The sequence below is a fragment of the Collinsella sp. LCP21S3_C7 genome (assembly GCF_052118485.1).
Classification (GTDB): domain Bacteria; phylum Actinomycetota; class Coriobacteriia; order Coriobacteriales; family Coriobacteriaceae; genus Collinsella.
In genome coordinates this window covers 1-26,412 of record NZ_JBQKHC010000008.1, presented here as the reverse complement: position 1 = coordinate 26,412, position 26,412 = coordinate 1, and the positions used below count along the sequence as shown (strand labels likewise).

The window sequence follows — 26,412 nt, the reverse complement described above, 5'->3', positions numbered from 1 at the left end:
GAGGGACGGGTTTTCAATCTGTTGCGAATCGCTTGTGGTTCGGCTATTCGTTTGAAGCCCGTCCTGCTCTTTTTGAGGACAATAAGAAAGGAATCTGAATGTCTGAGTTTGCTGCCGGTCCTGCCGGTCGTATCGAGCGTGTCCGTGCCCTGATGGTCGAGCGCGGCTACGATGCTATCGTCGTGCGCGATGAGGCCAACCTCCGTTGGCTCACGGGTGTGAAGGGCGTCTTCGATTACACCTTCGAGTTTCCGCACGCCGCATTTATTACGGCGGATCAGTGCCTGTTCCATACCGACTCGCGCTATCTCAACAGCTTTGAGGAGAACACGCCCGCCGGCAGCCCCTGGGTCTACGACATGGACGAGGGCACCATCCCCGGTTGGGTTGCCGACAAGATCGCGGCCAACAAGTGTCGTGTCTGCGCCGTCGAGGATGACATGCAGATTAACTTTTACCAGGGTATTCAGCGTGGTCTTGAGGATCGCTCCGTCGCCTGCATGCTGCCGCTGATGCATGACGACATTCGTAAGATGCGCGCCATCAAGGATGCCGAGGAGATCGAGCTCATGCGACACGCGCAGTCGATCACCGATGCCGCCTTCCAGCACATGCTCGGCTTTATTAAGCCCGGTATGACCGAGAAGCAGGTTCGCAACGAGCTCGAGAACTTTATGTTCGCCAACGGTGCCGACAGCTTGGCCTTTGGCTCCATCGTCGCGAGCGGTCCCAACACCGCCAACCCGCATGCCGTCCCGAGCGACCGTGTCATCGAGAAGGGCGATTTCGTCCTCATGGATTATGGCGCGGGCTACTGCGACTATCGCTCCGATATGACGCGTACCGTCGTGATGGGCGAGCCCACGCAGGAACAGCTCGACCTGTACGAGCTCGTTCGCCGCACCCACGAGGAGTGCGTCGCCGCTATCCATCCGGGCGTCGAGGGTAACGATATCTTCAAGCTTTCCAAGAAGATCATCGGCGATGCCGGTTATGGCGATTACTACAACCATGGCCTGGGCCATGGTGTCGGTATCGACATCCACGAGCTGCCCAACTTCAACCGCAGCAAGAACATCATCGAGGTCGGCTCGGTTGTCACCATGGAGCCCGGCGTCTACCTGCCCGGCGTGGGCGGCGTGCGCTTGGAGGATTACGGTGTTGTTACCGAGAACGGCTATGAGCCCTTCACCAAGACCCCGCACGACTTGCACGTCATCGACTGCTAAGACATTCAGTTCGATTTTGGAAGCGGGGCGTCCGAAATGATTCGGGCGCCCCGCGTTCTCTTTTTATGCGCTCGCCGCAGGCGCCGCCTGCAAGTGTATAATTTCGCTCGTATGTAATTTGGACGCTTGTGCGTTCTACCCATAACAAGAAAGGTCGCTATGCCTACCATTTCTACCGCCGACTTCAAGAACGGCCTCGGTCTCCGCATTAAGGACAAGGTCTACACCATCGTCGAGTTCCAGCACGTCAAGCCGGGCAAGGGCGGTGCTTTTGTGCGCTACAAGACCCGCGATATCAAGAGCGGTCGTGTCGTCGAGAACACCTGCAACGCCGGTACCAAGTTCGAGAGCGTCATGCTCACCACCCGTGAGTTCCAGTACCTCTACAACGACGGCGCCGACTACATCTTCATGGACAACGAGTCCTACGAGCAGGTTCCCGTTCCCGAGGACATGGTGGGCGAGAACTCCAAGTGGCTGCGCGAGAACGACACCTGTCAGCTGCTCTTCGCCGACGACGAGCTCATGGGCGTGACCCCGCCGATGTTCATCGAGACCACCATCGTCCAGACCGACCCGGGCTTTAAGGGCGACACCGTTCAGGGTTCCACCAAGCCGGCCACCATCGACACCGGTGCTGTCATCCAGGTCCCGATGTACCTCAACGAGGGCGAGGTCATCAAGGTTGACACCCGCGACGGCAAGTTCGTCTCCCGCGTCTAGCAACCAACTCTTCTAGGAGGACTCATGCCCCAGGAAATCAAGATTGACGGCATCGGTATTTCGCCCGATGTTCTGACCGCCATCGTCTCGCGCGCCGTCACGGATGTCGAGGGCATCGCCTCCGTGGGCGTCAAGGACCTTGCCACCAACCTTGTCTCCATGATGCTTTCGTCCAAGGCCCCGGCTTCCGAGCCGCCGGTAGAGGCCGAGGTCATCGGCGACAAGCTCGCACTCACCGTGCGCGTCGTGGTGTTCTTTGGCTATCCGTTCAAGAAACTCGCCGAGGCCGTTCGCTCCGCCGTGGTCGCAGCTATCGATGCCCAGGTAGGCGTCGAGGTCGAGCGCGTTGACGTTTGCATCGACGGCCTCGTTTTCCCCAAGGAGTAACCTTTGAGCCTTAAGGTTTATCGCGGGCGTACGCTTGCCCGCAGTCAGGCGCTGCAGCTGCTGTTCCAGGCCGAGGCCACGGACAGCCCGCTCGAGCGCGTCCTCGAGGGCGATTTCCTGATCTCGAAGGGTCCCCTCGACCCCTACGCTCTGGAGCTGTGCCGCGGTGCCTACGAGTATATCGACCGCATCGACTGCGCCCTGCGCTCCATCGCCAAGAACTGGGATCTTATGCGCATGCCCGGCGCCGATCGCAATCTGCTGCGTATCGCCGTCTATGAGATGCGCTTCCTCACCGACGAGGAGGTCTCGGACGCCATCGTGATCAACGAGGCTGTAGAGCTTGCCAAGGCCTATGGCACCGACCAGTCCGCGTCGTTTGTCAATGGCGTGCTGGGCAAGATCGCGCGTAGCGAGGAGCTACCGGGCGAGGACCTGTATCAGGAGCTGTTGGCCGAGGACCGCGCCCGCGAGGAGGCCCAGGCCGCCGAAGCTGCCGCCAAGGTTGTCGCCGCTCAGGCTGCGGCCGACGTTCTCGACGAGGGTGCCGAGGTCGCCGAGGTCGAGACCGGTACCGTCGAGGAGTAGCCATGCCAGAGGGTTCCGTCCGCAACTTCGACGAGATCTCGGACCGCTTGGACCAGATCATCGCTACCGTTCGCTCCAAGGATACGTCCTTGGAGCGTTCGCTCGATTTGTTTGACGAGGCGATCGAACTTGGCTCCCGTGCGGTCGATATGGTCGACAAGTTTGAGTTGACGCCTCGTGAGGCCGATAAGCTCGAGCAGGAATACGATGAGGATGCGGCAAACGAATCCCAGGATAGCCAGGCCGCGTCTCCGGATACGAATGGTTGATGGCATTCATGAAACGCGTGCGTCTCGATGACGAACTGATTTCACAGGGCATCTGCGCCGATCGCGCGGATGCCCTTCGCACTCTTATGGCCGGCTTGGTCTCGAGTGGCGGCGAGCGTTTGACCTCGCCGGGCCTTAAGGTGACGCCCGGTCTGCCCTTGCACGTGAAGGGCCGTATTCCCTACGTGGGGCGCGGCGGGCTCAAGCTCGAGGGCGCGCTCGATGCGTTTGGGATCGATCCCATGGGCCTTGCTTGCCTCGATGTGGGCTGCTCCACGGGCGGCTTTACCGATTGCCTGCTCAAGCGTGGCGCCGCAACGGTCGTTTCGGTCGATGTGGGTCGCGCTCAGTTTGATTGGTCGCTGCGCCAAGACGAGCGCGTGAGGCTCCATGAGCGCACCAACGTGACACAACTGCCCGAGCTTGGCTACGGCGGCGCTATCGACTTGGCTGTCTGCGATGTGTCGTTTACGAGTATCGCGAATATCATCGACGCCGTGTTGGCGTGCCTGAAGCCTTCGGGTTCGTTCTGCACCCTCGTAAAGCCGCAGTTTGAGGCGCCGGCTGCGCTGGTGGGCGAGGGCGGTATCGTGACCGACCCCTCCGTCCGCCGCGATACGCTTGTGGCGGCGATTGAGCTCTTTGCCGCCAAGGGCCTGTTCCCGCTCGACGTGTGCGTGTCGCCCATCCATGGCGCCAAGGGCAACGTCGAGTTTTTCCTGTACGGCACGAGGTTTGCCTCTGGCGAGCGTGCCGACGATGAGCTGCAATCACAGGTAACGGCTTTGAGCGAGAAAGCTGCAACGCTATGAAGGTCTTTCTGGTTCCCAATTACTACAAGCAAGAGGCGGTTGAGAGCGGCCTGATGCTCGAGCTTTGGCTTTCGCGCCAGGGCTACGAGGTCGCATGGGCTGCCGATCAGCGTTCCAAGATCCAGCGTGCGCCCGATGTTGACGATGCCGACCTGGTCATTACGCTCGGTGGCGACGGCACGCTGTTGCGTGCCGCCCGCATTCTCAACTACCGCGAGATCCCCATTCTGGGCCTTTCCTATGGTCATTTGGGTTTTTTGACGGCTGCGAGCCCCGAGGATCGCGATATTTTGCAGGTCGTGAGCGATGCCCTTTCCGGTGAGCTCCATGTGAGTCGCCGCGCCACCCTCGCCGCGGATATCGTTTCGGTGCGCGAAGATGGCACGAAGGATGTCGTGCGCACGTTTGCCCTTAACGATATGGCGCTTACGCGCGGGCCCCTGTCCGATATGGTTGAGTTCGACATCACGGTGTCCGGCCATCATATCGACCGCCTGCGCGGTGACGGCGTCGTCGTTTCGACAGCGACCGGTTCCACCGGCTACGCGCTTTCCGCCGGCGGCCCCATCGTCAGTCCCGATTACACGGGCATGGTTTGCGTGCCCATCGCCCCACATACCATTCAGGCTCGCGCCTTTTTGACCTCGCCAAGCGATGTCGTCGAGATTTTTATGTCCGATGACCGCCCGAGCGTGCCTGCGATCGCCATCGATGGACAGTTTATTACCTGCGATGGCACGGTCGAGAGCGTGGCTGTGCGTCGCGGTCCCGGCGATGTACTGCTGCTGGATTACGGCCCCGAGAGCTTCTATAACTCGGTGAGCCGCGTGTTCTACGGAGTGCGTCATGATCGATGAGCTGCAGGTTACCAACATTGCCCTCATTCGCGAGGCGACGTTGGTTCCGAGCGCGGGCTTAACGGTTCTGACCGGAGAAACCGGCGCCGGTAAGACTGCGTTGCTCTCGGCACTTAAGCTCATTTTGGGCGAACGCGCGGATTCGTCGACGGTGCGCGAGGGCGAGACGCTTGCCAACGTCGAGGCGCGCCTGTTTGACGGCCCGCACGACACGGAGGGCTTCACCGTGCAGCGCAGCCTTTCTGCCGAGGGTCGCAGCCGCGTAAAAATTGACGGCCGCATCGCCAGCGTGCGTGAGCTTTCGGAGCGCGTCGGCGTGATGATGGATCTTTGCGGCCAGCACGAGCACCAGCGCCTGCTCGACCCGGCGCATCATGTTGCCATGGTCGATGCATGGGCGGGGCGCCCGGCGCTCGAGGCACTCGATCGCTATCGTGCTTGCCTTAAGGCATCGCGCGCGGCTGCCAAAGAGGTTCGTCGCGTCGAAGAGGCCTCACGCGCGCAGGGGAGTCGTGTCGAGGAAGCGCGCTTCGCTCTGGAGCGCATCGCCGAGGTCGACCCCAAGCCGGGTGAGTATGAGGAGCTCGAGGAGCTGCTGCCGCGCTCCGAGCATGCCGAGGTGTTGGTGGCAACGGCCAACGATGCCCATGCGTCGCTTGCTGCCGAAGGGGGAGCACTCGATGCCGTGAACAGTGCCGTCGCGGAGCTTTCGCGTATGGCTACTGTCGATCGCAAGTTGGGTGATATCGCCGATGCGCTTTCGGATGCCTGCATCTCGCTCGAGGATTGTGCCAACGAGCTGCGTGCCTATCGAGATGGGGTCGCCTTCGACCCGCGCGAGCTGGCTCGTATGCGCGAGCGGTATTCCGACCTTAAGGGACTTTTGCGTCAGTGGGGTCCCACCATGGACGACGTGTTTGCCATGCGCGATAGCTCGCGAGAGCTGTTGTCGCTGGTAGACGATGGTGATGAGCGGATTAAGAAGGCGCGCGAAGCGCTTGGCGCGGCGGAGCGCGAACTGTTCGCCGCCGCCAAGGCACTTAAGCGTGCACGCAATACGGCAGCCCCGCGCTTTTGCCACGAGGTTGGCCGTCAGATGGCGCGTCTGGAGATGGGCGGCGCCGAGCTCGTTTGGGACTCGCGCGATCTTCCGCGCGCCGAGTGGACGCCGGCGGGTCCTTCGAGCTACGAGCTTTTGTATCGTAGCGGTGCCGGATTGACGCCGCGCCCCCTGCGCCGCATTGCGTCTGGCGGCGAGCTGAGCCGTGTCATGTTGGCGAGCAAGGTTGTTTTGGGTAACGCGGACGGCGTGGATACGTTGGTGTTCGACGAGGTCGATGCCGGTGTTGGCGGCTCTACTGCACGCGCCCTTGCGAGCGTTCTGGCAGATCTTGCCGCAACGCATCAGGTGATTGTCGTAACGCACCTGGCGCAGGTCGCCGTCATGGCCGACAAACATTACGTGGTGAGCAAAGAGCCCGGCGACGTTCCCCAAACCCATCTGGATGAGGTGGCCGGGGACGCTCGTACCGCAGAGATCGCCCGCATGCTGAGCGGCGATCAATCGGAGGCGAGCTTGGCGCACGCTAAGCAGATGCTCGAGGAAGCGCGTGCTTAGGCCGAGCCGTTACATGTATGTTCGACCCGGCCGCCACGAAACCGGCCCATCTACTACGTTTAATAGGCTATCGGCAACCACGCCTTGAATTGCAAAAAGAAAACCGCAGGTAGAACGCCTGCGGTTTTTCTATTTTCGGTATGTGGTTGGGCCATACTGATAAAACGTAGTAGATGGACCGGTTTCGTGGCGAGTGGCGTTTGTCGGCTCGCCAAAATATCTATTCCACGACCTTATCCGGCTGGATAAGCTCCTCGTAGTAGCTGATGTGCTCTCGGGCGTCCTCGATTTCGGGCAGCAGGAAGTTGTAGATAACCTCGATGATCATCGTGGCGCTGATCTTGGAGAACGCAAAGTCGCCCGTGGTGAGCAGCGCCTCGTGGTTCACGGTATTAAAGGTGTAGTCGGCTAGGCGAGCAAGCGGAGACTTGCTGTCGCTGCTGATGACGACTACGGTGGCACCACAGCCTCGAGCCGCTTTTGCCATGCGATTCAGTCGACGCGACTTGCCAGAGTTCGAGATCAGCACGATAACGTCGCCGGGGCGCAACGTGAGCGCAAAACCAATCGAGGTCTCGCTGATGGTGCTTGACATACAGCGAAGGCCCAGTTGCGAAAACTTAAACGTCGCGTCAAGCGCAACGGCGTTGGTATTACCTACGGCTGCAAACTCGATAGCCCCTGCGTTCTTAAACGCGTGCACGACGGCTGCCAGTGTATCGTGATCAATGCCATCGATGGTCGCATTGAGTTCACTGACCTTTGCGGCGAGGATGTTTTTGAGGCTCTGCTCCATATTATCGAGCGAGACCTCGTCTGTCAGGCCCTCGTTGCGCTGACTCTCCAGATCGCGCGCCAGCGAAAACTGAAAGCTGCGAAAGCTTCCAAAGCCCAGCTTGCGGCAGAAGCGCGAGACGGTGGCCTCGGAGGTTGCGGCGGCGCGCGAGAGTTGCGCGGCTGTTAGGAGCGGTGCCTCGGACTGGTGCTCTAGGATATAGTCGACAATGCGTTGCTCGGACTCGCTGTATCCCTTGTGCGTGCTAATAAGGGAGAGTGCGCTCTTGCTGCTATAGGACATGGATGACTCCTGGTTGGCGTTAAAACCTGTCTTGTTGTGTGCCGCTCTAGTATACGGGGAAATCAATTACAAGATACACCTTGCTGTTTCAATAGTTGATGGTAAACTTTCATCGACCGTTTACGGTTGTGAAAGAACCTTTCACCGGAGAAATAGGCTGGATTGCTTCTCATATAAGCGGTGGCTTGGTATCTTTCAGGTGTGGAAAAACGCGCACCGTAGCGCGTGTAGGGGAGCGCCCGCGGGCGCAGTACTCAAGAAGGAGGGACACATGGCTAAGTTTGACATCATCGCCGCCACCGGTTGCCCGACCGGCATCGCGCACACCTTCATGGCGAAGGAGGCGCTGGAGAAGGCAGCTGCCGAGCGCGGTCTGACCATTAAGGTCGAGACCCATGGCCAGGTCGGTGTCGAGAACGAACTCACGAAGGGTGAGATCGCCGGTGCCAAGGCCGTCGTCGTCGCAGCCGATAAGGATGTCCAGGCGGAGCGTTTCGCCGGTAAGCCCATGGTTTCCGTCGGTGTTTCCAAGGCCCTGTCCGTCGAGGCTGCCGGCAAGCTGATTGACCGTGCTCTCGCCGCCAAGGGCGACGACACGGTTGCGGCTGCTGCCGATGTCGAGGATGAGGTCGAGGAGAAGGAGTCCATCGGTCACATCATCTATAAGCACCTCATGAACGGCGTCAGCCACATGCTGGTCTTCGTCGTTGCCGGTGGTGTTCTGACCGCCGTTTCGTTCCTGTGGGGCATCACGTCCTTCGACTCGACGGCTGCCGACTACAACAGCTTTGCCGCTATGCTCAAGATCATCGGCGGCATCGCCATGAACCTCATGGTTCCCGTGCTTTCCGCCTATATCGCCGAGTCCATCGGCAAGCGCCCGGCGCTCGTTCCCGGCTTTGTCGCCGGTATGATCGCCATCCAGGGCCTGCCCGTTAATGCCGAGACCGGCATGATCGATGCCGGCGGTGCCGGCGTGGGCTTCGGCTTCCTGGGCGGCATCGTCGGCGGCTTCCTCTCTGGCTATGTCATCCTGCTGCTCGAGAAGGTTTTTGCCAAGCTGCCCAAGAACCTGGACGGCCTCAAGGCTATCTTCCTGTACCCGCTGTTCTCGACCGCCATCGTCGGTCTGGTCATGCTCGGCATCTCCGGCCCCATGGCTGCCATTAACACCGCCATGATGGACTTCCTCAAGGGTCTGTCTGCCTCTGGCGCTGTTGTCCTGGGTCTTGCCATTGGCTGCATGTGCGCCTTTGATATGGGCGGCCCGGTCAACAAGGCTGCTTACGTCACCGGTACCGCTATGCTCACCGAGGCCCTGGCTGCCGGTGTCGGCACCGACACCTATAACTTCGGCACCAACTTCATGGCTGCCGTCTCCGCCGCCTGCATCGTTCCGCCGCTGATCACCACCTTTGCCGTTATCGTCGGCAAGAAGTACTTCAGCCAGGAGGATCATGACGCCGGTATCGTCAACCTCATCCTTGGTTGCACCCACATCACCGAGGGCGCCATTCCGTTCATGACCAAGAACATCTGGCCCGTCATGCCCATCATGATGCTCGGTTCCTCCATCGCCTCGATCCTGACCATTATGTTCAACGTCCACGATCCGGCGCCTCACGGTGGTTTCCTGGTCCTGCCCGTTGTCGAGAACGGTCCGCTGTGGGTCCTCGCGATCCTCATCGGCGCCGTGGTCGGTGGCATCCTGTTCGTTGCTTTCAAGAAGTATGACTTCGAGAAGAATCAGAAGGCCGCTCCCGCCGCTGCCGCTAAGCCGGTCGAGGCTCCCAAGGCCGCTGCCGTCGAGGCCCCCAAGGCTGAGGCTTCCGACTTCGTGAAGGTCGAGAACGTTTTTGTCGCCGAGGATTTTGCTTCTCGTGACGAGGCCCTGAGCTTTGTCTCCAACCAGGCTGTCAAGGCCGGTATCGCTGACGACGCCGACGCCGTAATGAACGCCTTCCTGGCCCGCGAGGCCGAGGGCACCACGGGCATGATGGAGGGCTTCGCTATTCCGCATGCCAAGTCTGATGCCATTACCGAGGCCGCCGTCATCGTCGTCAAGGACGACTCTGGCGTGACCGGTTGGGACACCATGGACGGCGCTCCCGTCAACGTGGCTATTGCCCTGCTCATCCCCGGTGCCCAGGCCGGCACCGCGCACCTCAAGATCCTGTCCAAGGTCGCCGAGGCGCTCATGGACGAGGGCTTCCGTGCCACCGTTAAGGGTTCTACCGACGCTGCCGAGATCGCTAAGACGATCAATGCCCGTCTGGTCTAATCCCGCAGCTTGCGAATAACATCGCCCCCTGTATATAAGGCGGAGACTCCATCAGGGGTCCCCGCCTTTTTTCAAGTAACCCGGTACTGAGGGACGTTTCCTTCCTGCCGACAGTTAGGGATACTCCTCAGTTCACAAGAGGGCATAGATAGCCCCATCAACCAGATCAACCAGGCGAACAAAAACTCAGCCAAAATTTCTTTCGCACGATATTGCTCTGGACCGACCGAGTTTCCGCAGCTTGCTCGCCCACAGGGGGCCGGGCGCGGCCAGTGAGATTTATCGCGAGTTCCGCACGAGCCGAAGAGCACTTAATGTGCTCTTCGTGCGAGCAGGACTGTAGAGCAGGAAATCTCACTGGCCGCGCCCGGCCCCCTGTGGGCGAGCAAGCGGACGACAAACACATCTGTCCAACAATTCGTGCGAAACATAATGAAAAACCGTTTGATGTGAGTTAATATAATCAACGTCGTGAATATGGCTCCTGTCGCATCGCTGATAGGGGTTAAACACAAAAAAGGAGTCAATTATGGTTTCTGAGAAGGCTACCCTCGTTAATCCTCAGGGTCTTCACATGCGTCCGGCTGGCCTCTTCGCCTCCACCATGGGCAAGTACGCCTGCGACGTGACGGTCGTCACCCCCGAGAAGGAGGTCAACGGCAAGTCCCCGATGGCCCTCATGGCTGCCGGTATCCCCTGCGGTACCGAGGTCGAGGTCAAGTGCGACGGCGCTGACGAGGCCGAGGCTCTGGCTGCTGCCATCGAGCTCATCAAGAGCGGTCTTGGCGAGTAGAACTCAAACGGGTCGCATGTTGAACAACTAAGTTCATATTTGGGGGCGCAGTGACCTGTTTAAAGGGAACTGCGCTCTTTTGTCATGGATATGGCAAAACGCTTTATCACATGACACGGAGAGAGGAATAGGAATGTATCAGGGAGTCAACGCTTCCGAGGGCATCGGTATCGGCACCGTCATGGTTGCCGTCGAACCCGACTTGACGTTTGAGCCGCACGAGGTTGCTGATTCGGCAGCAGAGAAGGAGCGCTATCAGACCGCCCTTTCGGTCTTCTGCGAGAAGACCCAGGCTCAGGCCGACCACATGAAGGAGACGGTGGGCGAGGCCGAGGCCGAAATCATGAGCGGACACATTGTCCTGGCTCAGGACCCGGGCATGACCGACGCCATCAACGCCGCCATTGACGGCGGCACCTGCGCCGAGCAGGCGCTCATGGACACCTCGACCATGTTTGAGAACATGTTCCTGTCCATGGACGATGAGATGTTCCGCCTGCGCGCGGCAGACATCGCTGACATCCGCACCGGTATTCTGGCCGAGCTTTTGGGCAAGGAGGTCGTCGATCTCTCCGTCCTGCCCGAAAACACTGTCGTTGTCGTGCACGACCTTACGCCGTCCATGACCGCCACGATCGATAAGGCCCACGTTGCCGGTATCGTCACCGAGACCGGTGGCCGCACGTCGCACTCCGCGATCATCGCCCGCGCCCTCGAGATTCCGGCTGTCCTTTCGGTTGCCAACAGCTGCACCGCGCTGCGCAACGGCATGACCGTTGTCGTCGACGGTGGCAAGGGTATCGTCGAGGCCGATCCCGACGAGGAGACGCTCGCCGCCTACACCGCCAAGGCCGAGGCTTTCGCTGCCGAGAAGGCAGCCCTCGAGGCTTTCCGTGGCAAGCCGTCCGTGACTGCCGATGGCATCAAGAAGATCATTGCCTGCAACATCGGTAACCCCGATGACGTGCCCAACGCGCTCGATCACGACGCCGAGGCCATTGGCCTGTTCCGCTCCGAGTTCCTGTTCATGGATTCCGCCGAGCTTCCTTCCGAGGAGGAGCAGTTCAACGCCTATCGCAAGGTTGCCAGCGCGCTCAATGGCGCTCCGATCATCATCCGCACGCTCGACGTGGGTGGCGACAAAGAGATCCCGTACCTGCACATGGTCAAGGAAGAGAACCCCTTCATGGGCTTCCGTGCCGTGCGTTACTGCCTGGCCAACCCCGACCAGTACAAGGTACAGCTCCGCGCTCTGCTGCGCGCCAGCGCCTTCGGTGATGTCAAGATCATGATCCCGCTCGTCACTTGCGTCGAGGAGGTCTTGGCCGTTAAGGAGCTCGTCGAGGAGTGCAAGTCCGAGCTGACCGAAGAGGGCCGCAAGTTCAACGAGAACATCGAGGTCGGCATTATGGTCGAGACGCCTGCCGCATCGCTGCTCGCTGACCGCCTGGCCGAGGTCGCCGACTTCTTCTCGATCGGCACCAACGACCTGATCGGCTACACCATGTGTGCCGACCGTGGTAACGACACCATTTCTAACCTGTACCAGGTGTACTATCCCGCCGTGCTTCGCTCGCTCAAGAACATCATCGAGAGCGGCGTCAAGGCTGGCATCATGGTCGGTATGTGCGGCGAGGCCGCTGCCGATCCGCTGCTTGAGCCGCTGCTGATCAGCTGGGGCCTCGAGGAGTTCTCGATGAGCGCTCCGTCTATCCTTCGCGCCCGCAAGACCATCAGCCAGTGGACCAAGGCCGAGTGCGACGATCTCGCCGAGAAGGCGCTCGCCTGCAACACTGCCGAAGAGGTCAAGGCGCTGCTTGAGGCTGCCGCTCGCTAATTTGGTATCAGAGGTAACCGCGTGGTTGGAATGGGCTGGCCGCGTGGCCCTCAAATATACAGGGGGTACTGTAAATGTTCTACACGCTAACCGCTAACCCGGCTGTCGACATGACGGTTTCGAGCTCTCCGCTCGAGCCCGACGAGAACGTCCGCACCGGCTCGGCCAGCTACACGGCTAACGGCAAGGGCCTCGACGTGTCCTTCGCCTTTAAGAAGATGGGCGTCGACACCGTCGCGCTCGGCTTCTTCGCCGGCTTCACGGGCAAGTTCATCGTCGAGGAGGTCATGAACCTGGGTTGCCTGTGCCGCCCGGTCTGGACCGACGGCATCACGCGTATCAACACCTATGTCAACGATGGCCAGCACGAGTACGGCATCCTTAACCCCGGCGCCCCGATTACGCCGGAGCACCAGAAGGAGCTCTACAACATCCTGGACACCGCGGGCGATCTTGAGTGCCTGATCGTCTCCGGCTCCGTGCCTCCCAAAGCTACGCCCGACTTCCTGGCTCAGGTCATGGATCACGCTCAGGCTCGTGGCGCCGACGTCGTCCTGGACCTGTCTTCCGACAAGCTCAAGGAGCTCGCTCACAAGAAGCCGCTGCTCATCAAGCCGAACCATCACGAGATGAAGGCCATCTTTGGCGTGCCGGTCGACACCGACGACGAGGTCCGCGTTGCTATGAAGATGGCTCACGATGCCGGCGTCCAGAACGTGCTGCTCACCCGTGGTAGCCGCGGCGACGCTTACTTCTCCAACGGCGAGGACATCTGGTACGCTAAGCGTGAGTTCAACATCAAGCTGGTCTCTTCCGTCTGCGCCGGCGACTGCACGCTCGCTGCGTTCCTGCACAAGTGGTACAGGGATCGCGACAACGTCGAGGAGGCCATGAAGCTCGCTATGGCCACCGGCGCCAACGTTGCCGAGTCCGTGGGCATCGGCGACTTCGGTCACGTCGATGAGTATAGTAAGCGCGTTGCTGTCCGCAAGCTCGATCGCAAGTAAGCGAAACGCTACATATTCTTGACCATATGGCGCCCCGGTTTAGGCTGGGGCGCTTATTTGTAAATTGCAAATGAGCTTCAGGGCAAGCACTCCTGATTTTTTTGCCCCGCCTTGCTGCTTTTCTGGCGACCTGCACGCGTTCTACACCGTTCGCCGAGTTGCTATGGTCTTTTCACAAGGTGTGGAATATACTTTCATTATCACGTTGCTTTGTGAAAGGAACATTCATGATTTACACGCTCACTGCAAATCCCGCCATTGATTACAACATTTCCTGCGACGGACTTTCCGCCAACACCGTCACCCGCACGCGCAACGCGGTCTATACGCCCAATGGCAAGGGTCTCAACGTCTCGTTCACCCTCGATCACTACGGTGTCGACACCACGATCCTGGGCTTTTTTGCCGGCTTCTCAGGCGAGTATATCGTCAAGGGCGCCGAGGCCCTGGGTGTGCCCGTCAAGCCCGTGTGGACTGACGGCATCACGCGCGTCAACGTTTTCCTCAACGCCGGTCCCGATACCGAGTACAACATGGTCAATGCAGGCGCTGCCATCAATGCTGCCAACGAGCAGGAGATGTTTGAGCTCATCGATTCGCTCGACGACATGACCTGCCTGGTCATTAGCGGCTCGCTGCCCCCCAACACCTCCGAGGGTTTCCTGGCCGAGGTTCTTCGCCGTGTTAAGGCAAAGGGTGCCGAGTTCGTGCTCGATATTTCGAGCCATCAGCTGGCCGATCTCATTGCCATGGAGCCGTTGCTCATTAAGCCCAACGACGACGAGCTGCTCGACATCTTTGGCATTAAGGTGAGCGGTGGCGACGACGAGTCCGTTAAGTGCGCTATGGCTGAGCTGCACGCCAAGGGCGCTAAGAATGTGCTGCTGACCCTTGGTGGCGACGGCGCGTACTTCTCCAACGGTGAGCACATTTGGTTTGCCAAACGCACCTTTGAGGTCAAGCTGCTCTCGACGGTCTGCGCCGGCGATTCCTCGCTTGCCGCCTTCCTGTCCGTGTGGCACGATGCCCCCGAGTGCGTCGAGGACGCCCTGCGCCTCTCGATGGCAACCGGTGCCAACGTGGTCGAGTGCCCTGGTTTGGGCGATTTTGCCAAGGTGGACGAATATAAGAAGCACATCGACGTTCGCCAGGTCTGCTAACCGTTTAGACACATCGTTGCCGAACACCCGCTTTGGATCTCCGAGGCGGGTGTTTTTATCTGTTGGCCGCATGGGCTCTGCTGTCTCGTTCGCGCGAATCGACGATGTGATTTCATGTGCGCTCACGCTCGATTCTTGCTAGACTGCTTGAGAACCATCGTTTAACGCTTGCAAGCGTAGGAGGCCATAGGTATGTGTAATGTTTCGCTCAACGGTACGCAGCCCACAGATGCCTCCCTGCGTGTGCTACGTGCGCTTGAGGACGCCGGTCTCGAGGCCTGGTTCGTAGGCGGTTGGGTGCGTGACGCCCTGATGGGACGTCCCAGCCACGATGTTGACATGTGCTGTAGCGGCCTGTGGCAAGAGTCCAAGGCGGCGCTTGAGGCAGCCGGCATTGCGGTAGTTGAGTCGGGCATAAAATTTGGCGGCATTACCGCCCTTTGTGACGATGAGCGTATTGAGGTCACGACGTATCGCCTGGACGGTTTTTACACCGATGGTCGCCATCCCCAGAGTGTGGAGCGTGCGGCGTCGCTTGAGGACGATCTGGCACGTCGTGACTTTACCGTTAACGCCATGGCTTGGCATCCCCAGCGCGGTCTTGTCGACCGTTATGATGGCCAGGGCGACCTGCAGCGTAAGCTGATTCGTGCCGTCGGAGATCCCAAGCGTCGCTTTAACGAGGATGCGCTTCGCATGCTGCGCGCCGTGCGTTTTGCCTGCCGTCTGGATTTTATGATCGAGCCTAAGACCAAACAGGCGCTTGCCGAGTGCTCGCCGCTGCTCGATGCCGTGGCACGCGAACGCGTGGGCATCGAGCTCGAGGGGATTCTATCGACCGGTCACGGGGGAGACGCGATGCTACGCTATCCCGAGCTTGTTTGCGCCGCCGTGCCCGAGCTTGCGCCGGCTCGTGGGTTTGACCAGCGCAGCGTCTACCACGCCTTTAATGTTTACGAGCATATCGCTCGCGTTTTGACGGTAGCGGGGGAGCTGGCACTGTGTGACGGCGTGGCGCCTTCGTCGAGCTTAATGTGGGCAGCGTTTTTGCACGATGTCTCCAAGCCCGATTGCTTTACGGTCGATCATGCGGGCAGCGGCCACTTTTACGGTCATCCTGAGCTTGGTGCCAAGAAAGCGCGCGCTATTATGGATCGCTTGGCGCTTTCGCACGATTTGGTTCGCGACGTGTGTCTGCTTATCAGGTATCACGATAAGCCGTTGCGCCCCGAGCGCTCCTGTTTGCTCAATATGATGCGCTCGCTTTCGGGTGAGGGCGTCGACACACCGCGTTTGATTGACGAGCTTATGGACCTTAAGCGTGCCGATACGCTGGGTAAGGCACCGTCGTGCTTCTATTACGTCGAGACGATCGAGGAGATGCGTTCGCTCGCCCACGAACTGTTGGAAGCGGGGGAGCCCTATACGCTTAAGATGCTTGGCATCAACGGAGGGGACCTGATTCGCGCCGACGTCAAACCGGGGCCTGAGCTGGGACAGCTTCTCAACGTTGCCCTCGACGCCGTGATCGAAGACAACGTCCCCAACACCCGCGAGGCCCTTCTGGCCCACCTCAACCTGGGGTAGCTCTTTTGGGACGGGGCTTTTTTAGCTACCCCCGCTGTCAATAGGACGAACAATCGTGATTCTGGCAGGGGTAGCTAAAAAAGCCCCGTCCCAAATTAGCTACCAGGTTGACCTGTGTGTTCCATAACCTCACGACAAAATTTGGCCAATTTGGAATTTCTTCTTGCGTTCGCGTTTTTTGTCCCGTAATATATGTCCTCGCAGCACGGCAGTGCAGATGTCATGTGGCCCGTTCGTCTAGCGGTTTAGGACGCCGCCCTCTCAAGGCGGAGATCACCAGTTCGAATCTGGTACGGGCTACCACTTCTTTTCTGCTGAGGCTTATGGCCCGTTCGTCTAGCGGTTTAGGACGCCGCCCTCTCAAGGCGGAGATCACCAGTTCGAATCTGGTACGGGCTACCAAGTTTTGGATACCCGACCTTCTTTTCGAAGGTCGGGTTTTTTATTACATGCGGGCTTGTCTGTTCATCCCATTTGCCCCATAGCTTTACGTTTTGCTTATCTCCCATACGGGTACAATAGGCCAGATACATTGACGGTCAGAAGGAGCCTCATGACGGAGTCCTCTCAGCATACCCCAAAGCCTCAAGTCGATGTTTCGGGCGGCGATGACAACAAGAGCGCACGTCGTGGTGCCATCTTTATTGGCATTGTGCTGGTGGGCTATATCGTCTATTTGGTCGTGACCGGTCAGATGGGTCAGTTCTGGGCCGCCATGGCTAGCGTTCAGGCGCCGTGGCTCGCTGCCGCGTGCTTCTGCATGTTCCTATACTTGTTTTTTGGCATCGTGGCGTACGCGATTGCCGTATGGCTCGATCCCAATTCGCCTGTCGGCATCCGCGACCTCATTTCGGTCGAGGCGAGCGGCATCTTCTTTGGCAACCTGACGCCCATGATGATGGGCTCCACGCCCGCCCAGATTTATCGCCTGACCAAAGCCGGCCAAAATGTGGGCGAAGCGGGTGCCACGCAGTTCACCCGCTTTATCGTGTACCAGTTTGGTTTGGTGGCATGGGGTGCCATTCTGCTGCTCGCCCGCATGTCGTTTTTCGCCGAGCGCTATGGCGACATGACGCTGCTTTGCGTCTTTAGTTTTGGCGGCCACTGCTGCATTCTTCTCGGCATCTTTGCCGTGGCGTTGATGCCCAAGACCGTCACGCGCGTCGCACATTGTATTATCAATTGGCTCGAGCGCATGGGCGTTTCAGCTACTAAGATCGAGGGCTGGCGCACCTTTGTCGATGGCGAGATCTACTCGTTCTCCGAGAAATTCAAACTCTCTGCCGGCCATTTTTCGTCCATGCTGCTCACGGTCGTCATCACCATGTTGCAGCTGGCGTTTTTCTACCTGGTTCCGTATTTTTTGATGCTTGCCTTTGGTCAGTATGACGTTGACTTTTTCTCGGTCATGGCGGCGAGTGCTTTTGTACAGCTGTTGAGTTCCGCCGTCCCGCTGCCTGGCGGCACTGGTGGTGCCGAGGGCGGCTTCGCGCTGTTCCTGGGTCACTTTTTTGGCACGGCAGCGACTGCCGGCTATCTGCTTTGGCGTCTGATCACCTTTATCGCGCCTACCATTTTGGCCGCCCCTCTTTTGGGCCTTAAGAGCGCTCATAACGAGAGTATCCATGCGCGCTGGGACCGTATGATGTGCAAGCTCGGGCGCACTCCTCAGAAGCCTTCTGCGTCCGTTAAGGCACATCCAACCTCTCAGGTTACCGTGGACCCCAATCAGCATGCTCAAAAGACTGCTGTGGCCTCTAAACCGGCACGGAAGACCTATGTTCGTCAGACTGGCGACGGTATCCGCGTTTCCCCTGCGGCGCTCAATAAAAAGAAGCGGCCTTAGAGCCCAGTTGGTGAGTCGTGCGTTCTTAATGATGCTCGTCATTGCGATGCTAGATGTAGGATAATCCTCTTACGTTGATTATCTCCCACTTGTACAGGAGCTATAGGTGGGCAGTTGACATGAAGGGGACACGTCTATGGCCACCACTAAACCGCGCCTTGACCGCCGTATCGTTCGCAGTCGCAATGCGATTCTTTCGGCATTTGAGCGACTGCTGATGGAAAAGCCCCTCGCCGATATTACGGTGAGCGCCATCGCGCGCGAGGCAAATGTCGACCGTAAGACCTTCTACGTGCACTTTGGCACGGTGGACGGCTTGCTCGATGCCATTGCCGTGGATGTGGTCGAGATGATTGTCGACTCAGTCGAGAAGACGCTTTCCTCTATGGGCGGTAACACCAACGAGCGAGCACTCGGAGCGGCGGCGACCTTCTTCAAAACCGTTAACGAGGCGCTGTGCAACAATTTGGTGCTCAATCGCCAGCTGATTGAAAACATTCCGCTCGACGATTTTATGACGCGCTTGCGTGTGCCGCTCGAGCACGAGATTGCCGAGCGCGACCTGCTGCCCGATGGCTTAAAGGACGAGCTGTTCGACTATTATCTGGCGTTTTTGCTTTCGGGCATTATCGGCATTTACCGCACGTGGGCACTCTCCGATGGCTCGGTGCCCATCGAGCGCATTTCGGAGGTCGCTAACAATCTGACGTTGAACGGGCTATCGAGTCTGGAATCTCGTTTCGAATAGCACTAGCGCCTTATCCCCTCTGAGTTGCGGTGAAATAAGGACTGAATAGCCTTTTAACGGCTAAAACACTCCCTATTTCACCGCAACTCAGGGGGGGATTGAGTTACTGGTAGCGCAGGCACTCCACGGGGTCGAGTTTTGCGGCCCGGCGGGCGGGGTAGAAGCCAAAGATTACGCCGATGCCGACGGAGACTGCAAAGGCCAGCAGCACCGTGGCGATCGAAAAACTCGGCGTAATGGTACCGCTGGCACCGAGTTCGCCAAGCACGCCGGAACCCGCGGCGAACATCGCTAGGCCCCAGGCAAGCAGGTAGCCAATCAGGACACCTAGCAGACCGCCGGTGATGCACAGCGCCGAAGACTCGGCCAAAAACTGTGCGGTGATATCGCGACGGCTGGCACCCAAGGCTCGACGAATACCGATCTCGCGGATGCGTTCGGTCACATTGGTGAGCATCATGTTCATGATGCCGATACCGCCCACGAGCAGCGAAATGCTGGCAACGGCGCCCATGATGAGCGAAAACGCGCCCATAAAGGAGTTGAGGGCGTCGATGGCGCTTTTCATTGAGGTCGCCGACACGCTGTCATATTCGTCGTCATCCGCGATGCCCTTCATGCTGCGCACCTTGGATTCAATCGTCTCGCACAGCTCATCCATGTCCGTACCCTCGGCGGCGAGCGCCGTTACGCTGGGAAAAGACGGGTTCTCGTCGCCAAAGAGGCCCGAGATGGTCTCGCGCGGCATGTAGAGCGTGAGTGAGCCCATGGAGTCGCTGCCGCCGTCGATAACGCCGATAATCTGCACCTCGCCGTTCGACACCTTGATGGTCTTGCCGAGCGCGTCCTGTTCGTTGCCGTACAGCTGGTCCGCGCCGCCGCGGCTGATGAGCGCCACGCGTGCGCCAGATTGGGACTCAGCCTGGGTATAGGTGCGCCCCGCGACGAGCTTGCTGGCGCCCACTGCGTCGAGCATGTCGCTATCGACGCCCTGCGCCATGACGTTATAGCTTTTGTCACCGGCCTTGTACTCGGTATAGGCACTGTCCACGATACCGATCTGCTCGATCTGCGGCACCATCTTGCGAAGATTCTCAACGTCCGACTCGGTGAGCTCTTGCGACGAATAAATCTGCACCATACGCGCGGCGTTGAGGCCCAGGCTGTTGACCAGGCTGTTTTGGATACCGCCGATAAGCGAGGTCATGGCAATGACGGAGGCGATGCCAATAACAATGCCCAGGATGGTGAGTAGGCTGCGTCCCTTGTTGGCCTCGAGGGAGTGAAGGGCTTCTTGGATAAGGTCGCGCGTGCTCATGCCTTCACTCCTTTCGTCGGATTGGCGTGTGCGGAAATCATGGGCAGGTTATCAATGGCGCCGTGCAGGGTCTGCGGTGCGTGCGCGATGTACGCGCCGTCGTGGATTCGGCCGTCGCGAATGGTTACGGCACGGTCGGCCTCGGCGGCGATACCGGGATCATGCGTGATGAGCACAATGGTCTTGCCACGTTCCTGGAGTTTGTGGAAGGTCTCCATCACGAGCGCTCCGGTGGCGGAGTCCAGGTTTCCCGTCGGCTCGTCCGCCAGGATGATGGGCGGGTCGTTGACGAGGGCGCGCGCGATGGCAACCCTCTGCATCTGTCCGCCTGAGAGCTCGGAGATGCGGTGGTCCCAGTGGTCGACCGGCAGCGTGACGGCTTGCAGCGCATGAACGGCGCGCATCTCACGCTGAGCCCGCGGCACGTTGGTGTACGACAGCGGCAGCATGACGTTTTCGATGACCGATAGGCGCGGCAGCAGGTTAAAGCTCTGAAAGACAAAGCCGATGCTCAGGGCGCGGACTTCGGTGAGCTCGTCATCGTCGAGCTCCGCCACGTTGAGGCCCTGCAGGTAATAATCGCCTGCCGTTGGCTTGTCCAGGCAGCCCAGGATGTTCATGAGCGTTGACTTGCCCGAGCCAGAAGGGCCGGTAATGGCCACGAATTCGCCGGGATTCACTGCCAGGCTCACGTTATGCAGGATATGGGCGCAGCCGGCTTCGCTCTCAAAAATGCGATGCACGTTGCGGATGTTGATGACGGGACGCATTACAAGCCCTCGTCGGCAGACATGCTGCCAGAGTCGTCGCCGTCGGCCGTCATGCCTGCGCCGGTGTCCACGATGAGGGTGTCGCCGTCGCGCAGCTTGGTAACCGGTACGTCTGCGTTGATCTCATTGCCCTGGTCGTCGCGCTTGACCTGCGTCTTGCCGACCACGGCGTCGTTATCGTTTTGCGTCACAATGGTCACCTTCACGCGGCGCATCTCCTTGCCTTCACCGTCGGTTGCCACGTTGACGTAATAGTGCTCGCCATCCTCGGTCATGAGCGCCATGGTCGGCACCATCACCACATCGTCGAGCTGCTCGGTTACCACCGAGACCTCGGCGGTCATCCCCGGCTTGAGGCGCGCGTCGGGCGCGTCGATCAAAATATCGACGTTATAGGTCACGCTGCCGCCGCCACCGTAGGTGGAGTCGGAGTTTGCCACCGAAGCGATTGTCGTGACCGTTCCCTGGCTCACGATATCGGGAAAGGCCGGATAGGTAACGTTGGCGCTCTGGCCCACTGCGATCTTGGCGATATCCTTTTCGCCCACCTGAACGGTGACCTTCATCTTGGAGAGGTCAGCGATCTGCATGCACTGCTTGCCGCCGGTCGTATCGCCTTCGCCCATAATCATGCCGCCCGTCACCGTGGCGCCGACCTTGGCGTTGAGCTCGACGATGCTGCCCGAGCTGGGCGCGGTCACAGTGCGCTCGGCGGCTTTGGCGTTGGCCTGGTCCAGGGTCGCCTGGGCCGAGGCCAGGTTACGTTGGGCGCTCGAGATGGCGCTCGAGTCGGCACTCGTGCCGGTGCTGCCGCTGGCGCCACTTGCGCCTGCCGCATCTGTGTCAGTCGCCGGAGCGGCTTGGGCGGCAGCTACCGCTTTCTGCGCGTTGGCGAGGTCTTCCTGTGCCGCCGCCACCGCGCGCTGCGCCTCGGCAACGTTGCGATCGAGCTCGTCATTTTTAATGGTCATGAGCACATCGCCCTCGTTAACGGACTGGCCGGCTGATACGTTGATCGATGCCACCGTGCCGTCGACAGAAGGGGAGACCACCGAAGCCGAGATAGGCTTGAGCTGGCCTTTAGCCTCGACGGTGGTCGTAAATGTACCCTCGGTGACCATGTCGGTCACCGGCCCGTTGGTACCTGCGGGCCGTGCGTTAATGACGAAGGTTACGACAACGGCGATGAGCACAATGGCGGCCACGACGCCGGCCGCAATGCCGCGTCGGATGAGCTTTTTGCGCCGACGCTCGGCACGCTTCGCCTTGAGCTTGGCGTAGGCCTCTTCGTCAGAAATCTCGGTTGCATCGCTTGTGCTGCCGTTTTGCTGTGTGGCGCGCATGTTTGTTATGAGGGGAAGCGTTTCGGTGGCACCCTCGGGCGCTCGCTCGGTATCATTCGGTCCCGGGGTGATGGTGGGGACATTCGACATGGCGTCTCCTTTATAGAAAGTTCTTCGATAAGTATATGCGCCCGTCGCGAGAAGCGGGCGCATATGGCGGATTCTTTCGGAACTGTTAGATTGGAGCGTCAGTTCCCCGTTGTGCGAAGGCGTGTTTCCCTACGAGTGCACGACCACGCATAGGCCTACGTTGATGCAATCGTGGAGTGCCTTGGCGTCGGCCAGACGCAAGTTGATGCAACCGTGGCTGCCGCACCATTTGTACGAATTTGGGTCGTCAAAGCTCTGATCGTTTTGCCATGTTGCATCATGGAAACCAACCATGTTGCCTTCAAACGGCATCCAATATGACACGGGGCTTTCGTATTTTGGTTTTCCGGTCTTTGGGTCTTTGGCACCGATGAGCTTGCTTGCGCCGTCATTGCTATTGATCTGCCAAACTCCCTCGGGGGTGGCATCCTCTCCCGGTTTGCCCGAGATAAAGTTGGCTTCCCAAACGATATTACCGTTCTCGTCATAGTAGCGCGCGTGCTGCTCGGACAGGTCGACGTCGATATACGCCTTCCAGTCGGGCTCTCCCTTTGCGGTATAGGTGTCGGCCTTCTGGGAGTACTTAATCTCGATTTCGCCGGTCTGCTTGTTGTTAATGGCGTCCTCGACCTGCTTGGCGAGTGCGTCGCTATCGACGGACCAGCCAAAGTCACCGCCCTCGACGGCACATTCTTTGCCGTCGGCACGCGTCCACCAGCGGGTAGTGCCCACGGTATTAAAGCTATTGGCGAGCTCGGCTGCCCAGCTACCGATCTGCGACGTATCGAGTGTTGGGTTGGCCGGATCGGCAAAGCTGATCCACTGCAACACGGAGCTACCATCAACCTTGCCGGCATCCTCGCCGTTGAGCTTGAGGGTGACGTTGACGCCCAAGAAGTTGTTGGCGGCATCGCATGCGGCCTGAATCTGATCATTGGTCAGCGTTTCATTGAGCGGCTCATAGGCATCGTTGCCGAGCTTGGAAAGATCTACGGTCTCGGCCAGCGAGGCAAGCTCGAGCTCGGCATACTTAATGACATGCTCGCGGTTGAGTTTTTCGTTGGAGCGCGCCTTCTCGACGGTAAACTTGCCGGCTTGCTCGTCATAGGAGCTATTGGCCTCGAACGTGCCCGAACGGCCCTCGTTAAACTCGTCAATGGCTGCGCCCAGATCCTTCTCAAACTTCTTTTGGTCAAAGGTGTCAGAGAGCATGGACAGGTCGACGTCTTGTTCAAGATCGACTTCGTTGGAGGTAGCGGTTGTTTTGGTCTTGCCGCTTAAGGATTCCACAAGGCGGACCGGCCATATAAAGGCTTCGTTGCGGCTGATGATTTCTTTTGCGGCAGCTTCGCCGTCGACGATGGGTTCATCGGACTCGGGCTGATAGGTCCAGTTAAAGTCATCGCCGGTCACGGTGAGCTTATAGTGCTTCCATGCCGAGTTGACCTTAGTGGCAGCAGACGAAGCGTTGGAGAACGAGACGTCGACGCCGGCAATGGTGGTGTTGGGGTAGGCTACCTGCGAAAATGCGACAACGCCAACAATGTAAACGACAACAATGAGGCCCAGAGCAACGAAAAGGGTCATTTTGGCCCCGGATTTTTTCCCGTTGGCGTGGTTCTCTGACCCACGGGGGCTCTTGTGATGGTTTTGCGTGTGTGAAGGCGCGTGCTTAGTCGCTTTATTGCTCTGACGCTGCTGATACGCATGGGGGTTCTGGCGCTGTGAGGTGTTTCCCGAACCATGCTTTGTGCTATGCGTTGGCGTAATGGGGCGCGGCGACTGAACGCCGCCGGTAGGCCTAGAAGGCTGCTGCGGATCGGGAATCAGTTGAGTGCGGTCGTTTTGCGACATCGTATGCATATCCTTCGAGTTTCGCCTTGCGGCTCATCGTGTTTTTACTGGGCTTGCATTATAGCGATTACCTAGTTGTTTGTGGTATTGAAACGGTGGCATTGGCAAGAGGTTGGACATTTGTCCCACCTCTTGTTTTGGTCGGGTCTTTATCCACACACGCCGCATTTAGCGCAAGCCGAAAGCGCGGCCGGAGCCTGCGCGATGCCACCCTTTGCCGTTTCGCGCAGCGTGGCCGGCAACGCGTGGCCCACCGAGAGCATGACATGTGCCATCTGGTCGAAGGGCACAAGGCTTTTGATACCTGCAAGGGCGAGCTGCGCCGAGCTAAATGCGGCCGCCACGCCGATCGCGTTGCGATTTTGGCATGGCACTTCGACAAGGCCGCCCACGGGATCGCATACAAGACCAAGCAGATTGCTCAGTGCGATAGAGCTAGCATCGAGTGCCTGCTCGGGCGTACCACCCAGCATCTGGACTAGCGCGGCAGCGGCCATGGCGGCGGCGCTGCCCACCTCAGCCTGACATCCGCCTTCGGCACCGGCGACGCAGGCACTTGTGGTGAGGTTGAGACCAATCGCGGCAGAGCAGTAAAGTGCGTCCATGACCTGTTCGTCATCGAGCTGTAGATGGTCGGCGAGCGCCAACACGCAGCCGGGCACGACGCCCGCAGAGCCGGCCGTGGGGGCGGCGACGATGACACCCATGGTGGCAGAGCGCTCAAGCACAGCCATGGCGCGGGCTACGGCTTCGGTTTGGACGGCGCCCATCAGGTTTGTGCTCAGATCGTTGCGGCATGTGGCGTCGACGAGTTTTGCCTCGCCGCCGATAAGCCCGCCGAGCGAGCGCTGCGGTGCGGCGATGGGCGCCGTTGTCTCCTCGCGCATGACCTCGAGTACGCGGCGCATGGCGGCGACGGCGTGCTGCTCGCCGGTCAGGCGGGCTTCGCGTACGGCCATGACGGCGCCGATGTTGAGGCCCAGTTCGGCGCAGGCGTCGAGGAGCTGTTCGCCATCGTCGAAGATTTCCTTGGCGGAAACGCCGGGAGAGAGCGATGAGGCCGAGCCGGGAAGCTCAATGAAGGTGGCGTAATCGACATGGTCGAGCATGCGTAGCATGGGAACGACGATGTCATCGGGGGTGCCGTCGGTCTCAAAGACGGAATAAGCTTGGCCGCCCACCTCGGTGCGGTAGGTGCGGCAGAAGGCAATGTTTACGTGTGCGTAGGCGAGCTGGTTCGTGAGCGCGGCGAGAACGCCGGGGACGTCCTGGTGCGCCACAAACAGGGTGGAATACATGCCCGAGATATCGACGCCGACGCCGTTGATGCGGCTGATGCGCATCTTGCCGCCGCCAAGGCTCTCGCCCCGGACCTGCGCCGTGGCGCCCGTGTCATCGACCATGTCGATGTCGACGGTGTTGGGGTGGATGGAGGCGTCGTCGCCCTTAATGTCAAAGTGATAGCTGAGGCCCTGCTCGCGCGCGAGGTCAAAGGCCTGCTTGATGTTCTCGTCGTCGGTATCGAGGCCCAAGATGCCCGCGACGAGTGCGCGGTCGGTGCCATGGCCGCGGTAGGTGTGGGCAAAGGAGTTCCACAGGCCAAAGGTGACCTTGGTGATGCGACCTTCCAGCAGGCTGGCGGCAACTTGGGCGCAACGCAGGGCGCCGGCGGTGTGCGAAGAGCTAGGGCCGACCATGATGGGGCCCAAGATCTCGAATGCCGAGGTCGTAGCTAGTGTTTGCGGCTTGCCTGCCATGGCTGCTCCTTTACGTGGCTCGTCGTCCCGAGGGGCGGGGCATACGCTGTCCCGCCGTTCCGAGGGCTTTAGTATTTGGTCGCCTGCTCGGACAGTCCTGCTCGCACGGAGGCCACATTAAGTGGCCTCCGGCTCGTGCGGAACTCGCGATCGACCAAATACTAAAGCCCCCGGAACTTAGGATACATGGTTAGAGTCGCTCTGCTGCAAAATATATCGGCCTGTGACCTATTCCATGTCCCAGCCTTGATTATCAACTTTATCCGAACACCTCCCACATTCATCCGTACATGTGCGGATGAATGTGGGAACCCGATACCCTGAGGGCCGGATCGGCCGGCCCCGGGAGATCGGAGGACGGCATGTCCGGAAAGAAGAAGAGCGGCTCCGCAAGGGCGGTCCCGAGGGCCTACGGAAGGCTCACGAGGCACGAGCGGGACACGGTCCAGAGGATGCTGGA

Annotated in this window: 22 protein-coding genes and 2 tRNA genes; 18 read left to right on the top strand and 6 right to left on the bottom strand. The window is 59.5% G+C overall.

Annotated elements, in window-relative coordinates; translation table 11 throughout:
• Positions 1–98: 98 nt before the first annotated feature.
• From ACTQ1E_RS04655 to ACTQ1E_RS04620, 8 genes are all read left to right on the top strand, one after another.
• The gene (locus tag ACTQ1E_RS04655; protein WP_427717316.1) at positions 99–1,229 is read left to right on the top strand and encodes a M24 family metallopeptidase; all 1,131 of its coding nucleotides are present in this window, start codon (positions 99–101) and stop codon (positions 1,227–1,229) included.
• A 159-nt stretch (positions 1,230–1,388) separates the two neighbouring features.
• Positions 1,389–1,952, top strand: coding sequence for an elongation factor P (gene efp, locus ACTQ1E_RS04650; protein WP_154515524.1), 564 nt, complete (start codon positions 1,389–1,391; stop codon positions 1,950–1,952).
• Positions 1,953–1,976: 24 nt separating this feature from the next.
• The gene (locus ACTQ1E_RS04645) at positions 1,977–2,339 is read left to right on the top strand and encodes an Asp23/Gls24 family envelope stress response protein (protein WP_154515527.1); all 363 of its coding nucleotides are present in this window, start codon (positions 1,977–1,979) and stop codon (positions 2,337–2,339) included.
• Between the two features lie 3 nt (positions 2,340–2,342).
• Complete coding sequence (gene nusB, locus ACTQ1E_RS04640) at positions 2,343–2,927, top strand: transcription antitermination factor NusB (protein WP_441565031.1); 585 nt, start codon at positions 2,343–2,345, stop codon at positions 2,925–2,927.
• 2 nt (positions 2,928–2,929) lie between these two features.
• On the top strand, positions 2,930–3,196 hold the full coding sequence (locus tag ACTQ1E_RS04635; RefSeq protein WP_154515533.1) for an exodeoxyribonuclease VII small subunit: 267 nt from the start codon (positions 2,930–2,932) through the stop codon (positions 3,194–3,196).
• A gap of 8 nt (positions 3,197–3,204) precedes the next feature.
• A complete protein-coding gene (locus tag ACTQ1E_RS04630; RefSeq protein ID WP_441055045.1) occupies positions 3,205–4,008 on the top strand; it encodes a TlyA family RNA methyltransferase in 804 nt (267 codons plus the stop codon).
• On the top strand, positions 4,005–4,865 hold the full coding sequence (locus ACTQ1E_RS04625; RefSeq protein WP_427728169.1) for an NAD(+)/NADH kinase: 861 nt from the start codon (positions 4,005–4,007) through the stop codon (positions 4,863–4,865). Before ACTQ1E_RS04630 ends, ACTQ1E_RS04625 begins: the two co-directional genes overlap by 4 nt.
• Positions 4,855–6,483, top strand: a complete 1,629-nt coding sequence (locus ACTQ1E_RS04620; RefSeq protein ID WP_441565029.1) for a DNA repair protein RecN — start codon at positions 4,855–4,857, stop codon at positions 6,481–6,483. Before ACTQ1E_RS04625 ends, ACTQ1E_RS04620 begins: the two co-directional genes overlap by 11 nt.
• Before the next feature lie 220 nt (positions 6,484–6,703).
• Here the strand turns inward: ACTQ1E_RS04620 and ACTQ1E_RS04615 are convergent, their stop codons facing one another.
• Positions 6,704–7,561, bottom strand: a complete 858-nt coding sequence (locus ACTQ1E_RS04615; protein ID WP_427717331.1) for a MurR/RpiR family transcriptional regulator — start codon at positions 7,559–7,561, stop codon at positions 6,704–6,706.
• A gap of 271 nt (positions 7,562–7,832) precedes the next feature.
• Here ACTQ1E_RS04615 and ACTQ1E_RS04610 point away from each other — a divergent pair, with 271 nt between their 5' ends.
• The 10 genes from ACTQ1E_RS04610 (at position 7,833) to ACTQ1E_RS04565 (ending at position 18,820) form a co-directional block, all read left to right on the top strand.
• Positions 7,833–9,842 (top strand): fructose-specific PTS transporter subunit EIIC, encoded by a 2,010-nt coding sequence (locus ACTQ1E_RS04610; protein WP_441565027.1) that lies wholly within the window; start codon positions 7,833–7,835, stop codon positions 9,840–9,842.
• Between the two features lie 529 nt (positions 9,843–10,371).
• On the top strand, positions 10,372–10,635 hold the full coding sequence (locus ACTQ1E_RS04605; RefSeq protein ID WP_022094575.1) for an HPr family phosphocarrier protein: 264 nt from the start codon (positions 10,372–10,374) through the stop codon (positions 10,633–10,635).
• Between the two features lie 133 nt (positions 10,636–10,768).
• Positions 10,769–12,472, top strand: coding sequence for a phosphoenolpyruvate--protein phosphotransferase (gene ptsP / locus ACTQ1E_RS04600; RefSeq protein WP_441565025.1), 1,704 nt, complete (start codon positions 10,769–10,771; stop codon positions 12,470–12,472).
• 74 nt (positions 12,473–12,546) lie between these two features.
• Positions 12,547–13,479, top strand: a complete 933-nt coding sequence (locus ACTQ1E_RS04595) for a 1-phosphofructokinase family hexose kinase (RefSeq protein WP_154515554.1) — start codon at positions 12,547–12,549, stop codon at positions 13,477–13,479.
• Between the two features lie 227 nt (positions 13,480–13,706).
• Positions 13,707–14,639: a 1-phosphofructokinase family hexose kinase gene (locus ACTQ1E_RS04590; RefSeq protein ID WP_427717343.1), complete on the top strand. Its 933-nt coding sequence runs from the start codon at positions 13,707–13,709 to the stop codon at positions 14,637–14,639.
• Positions 14,640–14,831: 192 nt separating this feature from the next.
• Positions 14,832–16,226, top strand: a complete 1,395-nt coding sequence (locus ACTQ1E_RS04585) for a CCA tRNA nucleotidyltransferase (protein ID WP_441565023.1) — start codon at positions 14,832–14,834, stop codon at positions 16,224–16,226.
• Positions 16,227–16,452: 226 nt separating this feature from the next.
• Positions 16,453–16,529: transfer RNA gene (locus ACTQ1E_RS04580), tRNA-Glu, on the top strand.
• A gap of 22 nt (positions 16,530–16,551) precedes the next feature.
• Positions 16,552–16,628: transfer RNA gene (locus tag ACTQ1E_RS04575), tRNA-Glu, on the top strand.
• Positions 16,629–16,779: 151 nt separating this feature from the next.
• Complete coding sequence (locus ACTQ1E_RS04570; RefSeq protein WP_441565021.1) at positions 16,780–18,072, top strand: lysylphosphatidylglycerol synthase transmembrane domain-containing protein; 1,293 nt, start codon at positions 16,780–16,782, stop codon at positions 18,070–18,072.
• A gap of 136 nt (positions 18,073–18,208) precedes the next feature.
• The gene (locus tag ACTQ1E_RS04565) at positions 18,209–18,820 is read left to right on the top strand and encodes a TetR/AcrR family transcriptional regulator (RefSeq protein WP_441041102.1); all 612 of its coding nucleotides are present in this window, start codon (positions 18,209–18,211) and stop codon (positions 18,818–18,820) included.
• Positions 18,821–18,923: 103 nt separating this feature from the next.
• Here ACTQ1E_RS04565 and ACTQ1E_RS04560 read toward each other — a convergent pair whose 3' ends face one another.
• From ACTQ1E_RS04560 to sdaAA, 5 genes are all read right to left on the bottom strand, one after another.
• Positions 18,924–20,138, bottom strand: coding sequence for an ABC transporter permease (locus ACTQ1E_RS04560; RefSeq protein ID WP_441565019.1), 1,215 nt, complete (start codon positions 20,136–20,138; stop codon positions 18,924–18,926).
• Positions 20,135–20,908 (bottom strand): ABC transporter ATP-binding protein, encoded by a 774-nt coding sequence (locus tag ACTQ1E_RS04555; RefSeq protein ID WP_427717357.1) that lies wholly within the window; start codon positions 20,906–20,908, stop codon positions 20,135–20,137. Before ACTQ1E_RS04555 ends, ACTQ1E_RS04560 begins: the two co-directional genes overlap by 4 nt.
• Entirely contained in the window at positions 20,908–22,341 is a 1,434-nt protein-coding gene (locus tag ACTQ1E_RS04550; protein ID WP_441565017.1) for an efflux RND transporter periplasmic adaptor subunit, read from the bottom strand. Before ACTQ1E_RS04550 ends, ACTQ1E_RS04555 begins: the two co-directional genes overlap by 1 nt.
• 129 nt (positions 22,342–22,470) lie before the next feature.
• The gene (locus tag ACTQ1E_RS04545) at positions 22,471–23,928 is read right to left on the bottom strand and encodes a L,D-transpeptidase (protein WP_441565015.1); all 1,458 of its coding nucleotides are present in this window, start codon (positions 23,926–23,928) and stop codon (positions 22,471–22,473) included.
• Positions 23,929–24,344: 416 nt separating this feature from the next.
• The gene (gene sdaAA / locus ACTQ1E_RS04540) at positions 24,345–25,952 is read right to left on the bottom strand and encodes an L-serine ammonia-lyase, iron-sulfur-dependent, subunit alpha (protein WP_441565013.1); all 1,608 of its coding nucleotides are present in this window, start codon (positions 25,950–25,952) and stop codon (positions 24,345–24,347) included.
• Between the last annotated feature and the right edge of the window lie 460 nt (positions 25,953–26,412).

What these genes read in the sequence shown, in the direction of transcription:
- ACTQ1E_RS04655 (WP_427717316.1), top strand. Translation starts at nt 99, where the DNA reads ATGTCTGAGTTTGCTGCCGGTCCTGCCGGTCGTATCGAGCGTGTCCGT.
- efp (WP_154515524.1), top strand. Translation starts at nt 1,389, where the DNA reads ATGCCTACCATTTCTACCGCCGACTTCAAGAACGGCCTCGGTCTCCGC.
- ACTQ1E_RS04645 (WP_154515527.1), top strand. Translation starts at nt 1,977, where the DNA reads ATGCCCCAGGAAATCAAGATTGACGGCATCGGTATTTCGCCCGATGTT.
- ACTQ1E_RS04635 (WP_154515533.1), top strand. Translation starts at nt 2,930, where the DNA reads ATGCCAGAGGGTTCCGTCCGCAACTTCGACGAGATCTCGGACCGCTTG.
- ACTQ1E_RS04630 (WP_441055045.1), top strand. Translation starts at nt 3,205, where the DNA reads ATGAAACGCGTGCGTCTCGATGACGAACTGATTTCACAGGGCATCTGC.
- ACTQ1E_RS04625 (WP_427728169.1), top strand. Translation starts at nt 4,005, where the DNA reads ATGAAGGTCTTTCTGGTTCCCAATTACTACAAGCAAGAGGCGGTTGAG.
- ACTQ1E_RS04620 (WP_441565029.1), top strand. Translation starts at nt 4,855, where the DNA reads ATGATCGATGAGCTGCAGGTTACCAACATTGCCCTCATTCGCGAGGCG.
- ACTQ1E_RS04615 (WP_427717331.1), bottom strand. Translation starts at nt 7,561, where the DNA reads ATGTCCTATAGCAGCAAGAGCGCACTCTCCCTTATTAGCACGCACAAG.
- ACTQ1E_RS04610 (WP_441565027.1), top strand. Translation starts at nt 7,833, where the DNA reads ATGGCTAAGTTTGACATCATCGCCGCCACCGGTTGCCCGACCGGCATC.
- ACTQ1E_RS04605 (WP_022094575.1), top strand. Translation starts at nt 10,372, where the DNA reads ATGGTTTCTGAGAAGGCTACCCTCGTTAATCCTCAGGGTCTTCACATG.
- ptsP (WP_441565025.1), top strand. Translation starts at nt 10,769, where the DNA reads ATGTATCAGGGAGTCAACGCTTCCGAGGGCATCGGTATCGGCACCGTC.
- ACTQ1E_RS04595 (WP_154515554.1), top strand. Translation starts at nt 12,547, where the DNA reads ATGTTCTACACGCTAACCGCTAACCCGGCTGTCGACATGACGGTTTCG.
- ACTQ1E_RS04590 (WP_427717343.1), top strand. Translation starts at nt 13,707, where the DNA reads ATGATTTACACGCTCACTGCAAATCCCGCCATTGATTACAACATTTCC.
- ACTQ1E_RS04585 (WP_441565023.1), top strand. Translation starts at nt 14,832, where the DNA reads ATGTGTAATGTTTCGCTCAACGGTACGCAGCCCACAGATGCCTCCCTG.
- ACTQ1E_RS04570 (WP_441565021.1), top strand. Translation starts at nt 16,780, where the DNA reads ATGACGGAGTCCTCTCAGCATACCCCAAAGCCTCAAGTCGATGTTTCG.
- ACTQ1E_RS04565 (WP_441041102.1), top strand. Translation starts at nt 18,209, where the DNA reads ATGGCCACCACTAAACCGCGCCTTGACCGCCGTATCGTTCGCAGTCGC.
- ACTQ1E_RS04560 (WP_441565019.1), bottom strand. Translation starts at nt 20,138, where the DNA reads ATGAGCACGCGCGACCTTATCCAAGAAGCCCTTCACTCCCTCGAGGCC.
- ACTQ1E_RS04555 (WP_427717357.1), bottom strand. Translation starts at nt 20,908, where the DNA reads ATGCGTCCCGTCATCAACATCCGCAACGTGCATCGCATTTTTGAGAGC.
- ACTQ1E_RS04550 (WP_441565017.1), bottom strand. Translation starts at nt 22,341, where the DNA reads ATGTCGAATGTCCCCACCATCACCCCGGGACCGAATGATACCGAGCGA.
- ACTQ1E_RS04545 (WP_441565015.1), bottom strand. Translation starts at nt 23,928, where the DNA reads ATGACCCTTTTCGTTGCTCTGGGCCTCATTGTTGTCGTTTACATTGTT.
- sdaAA (WP_441565013.1), bottom strand. Translation starts at nt 25,952, where the DNA reads ATGGCAGGCAAGCCGCAAACACTAGCTACGACCTCGGCATTCGAGATC.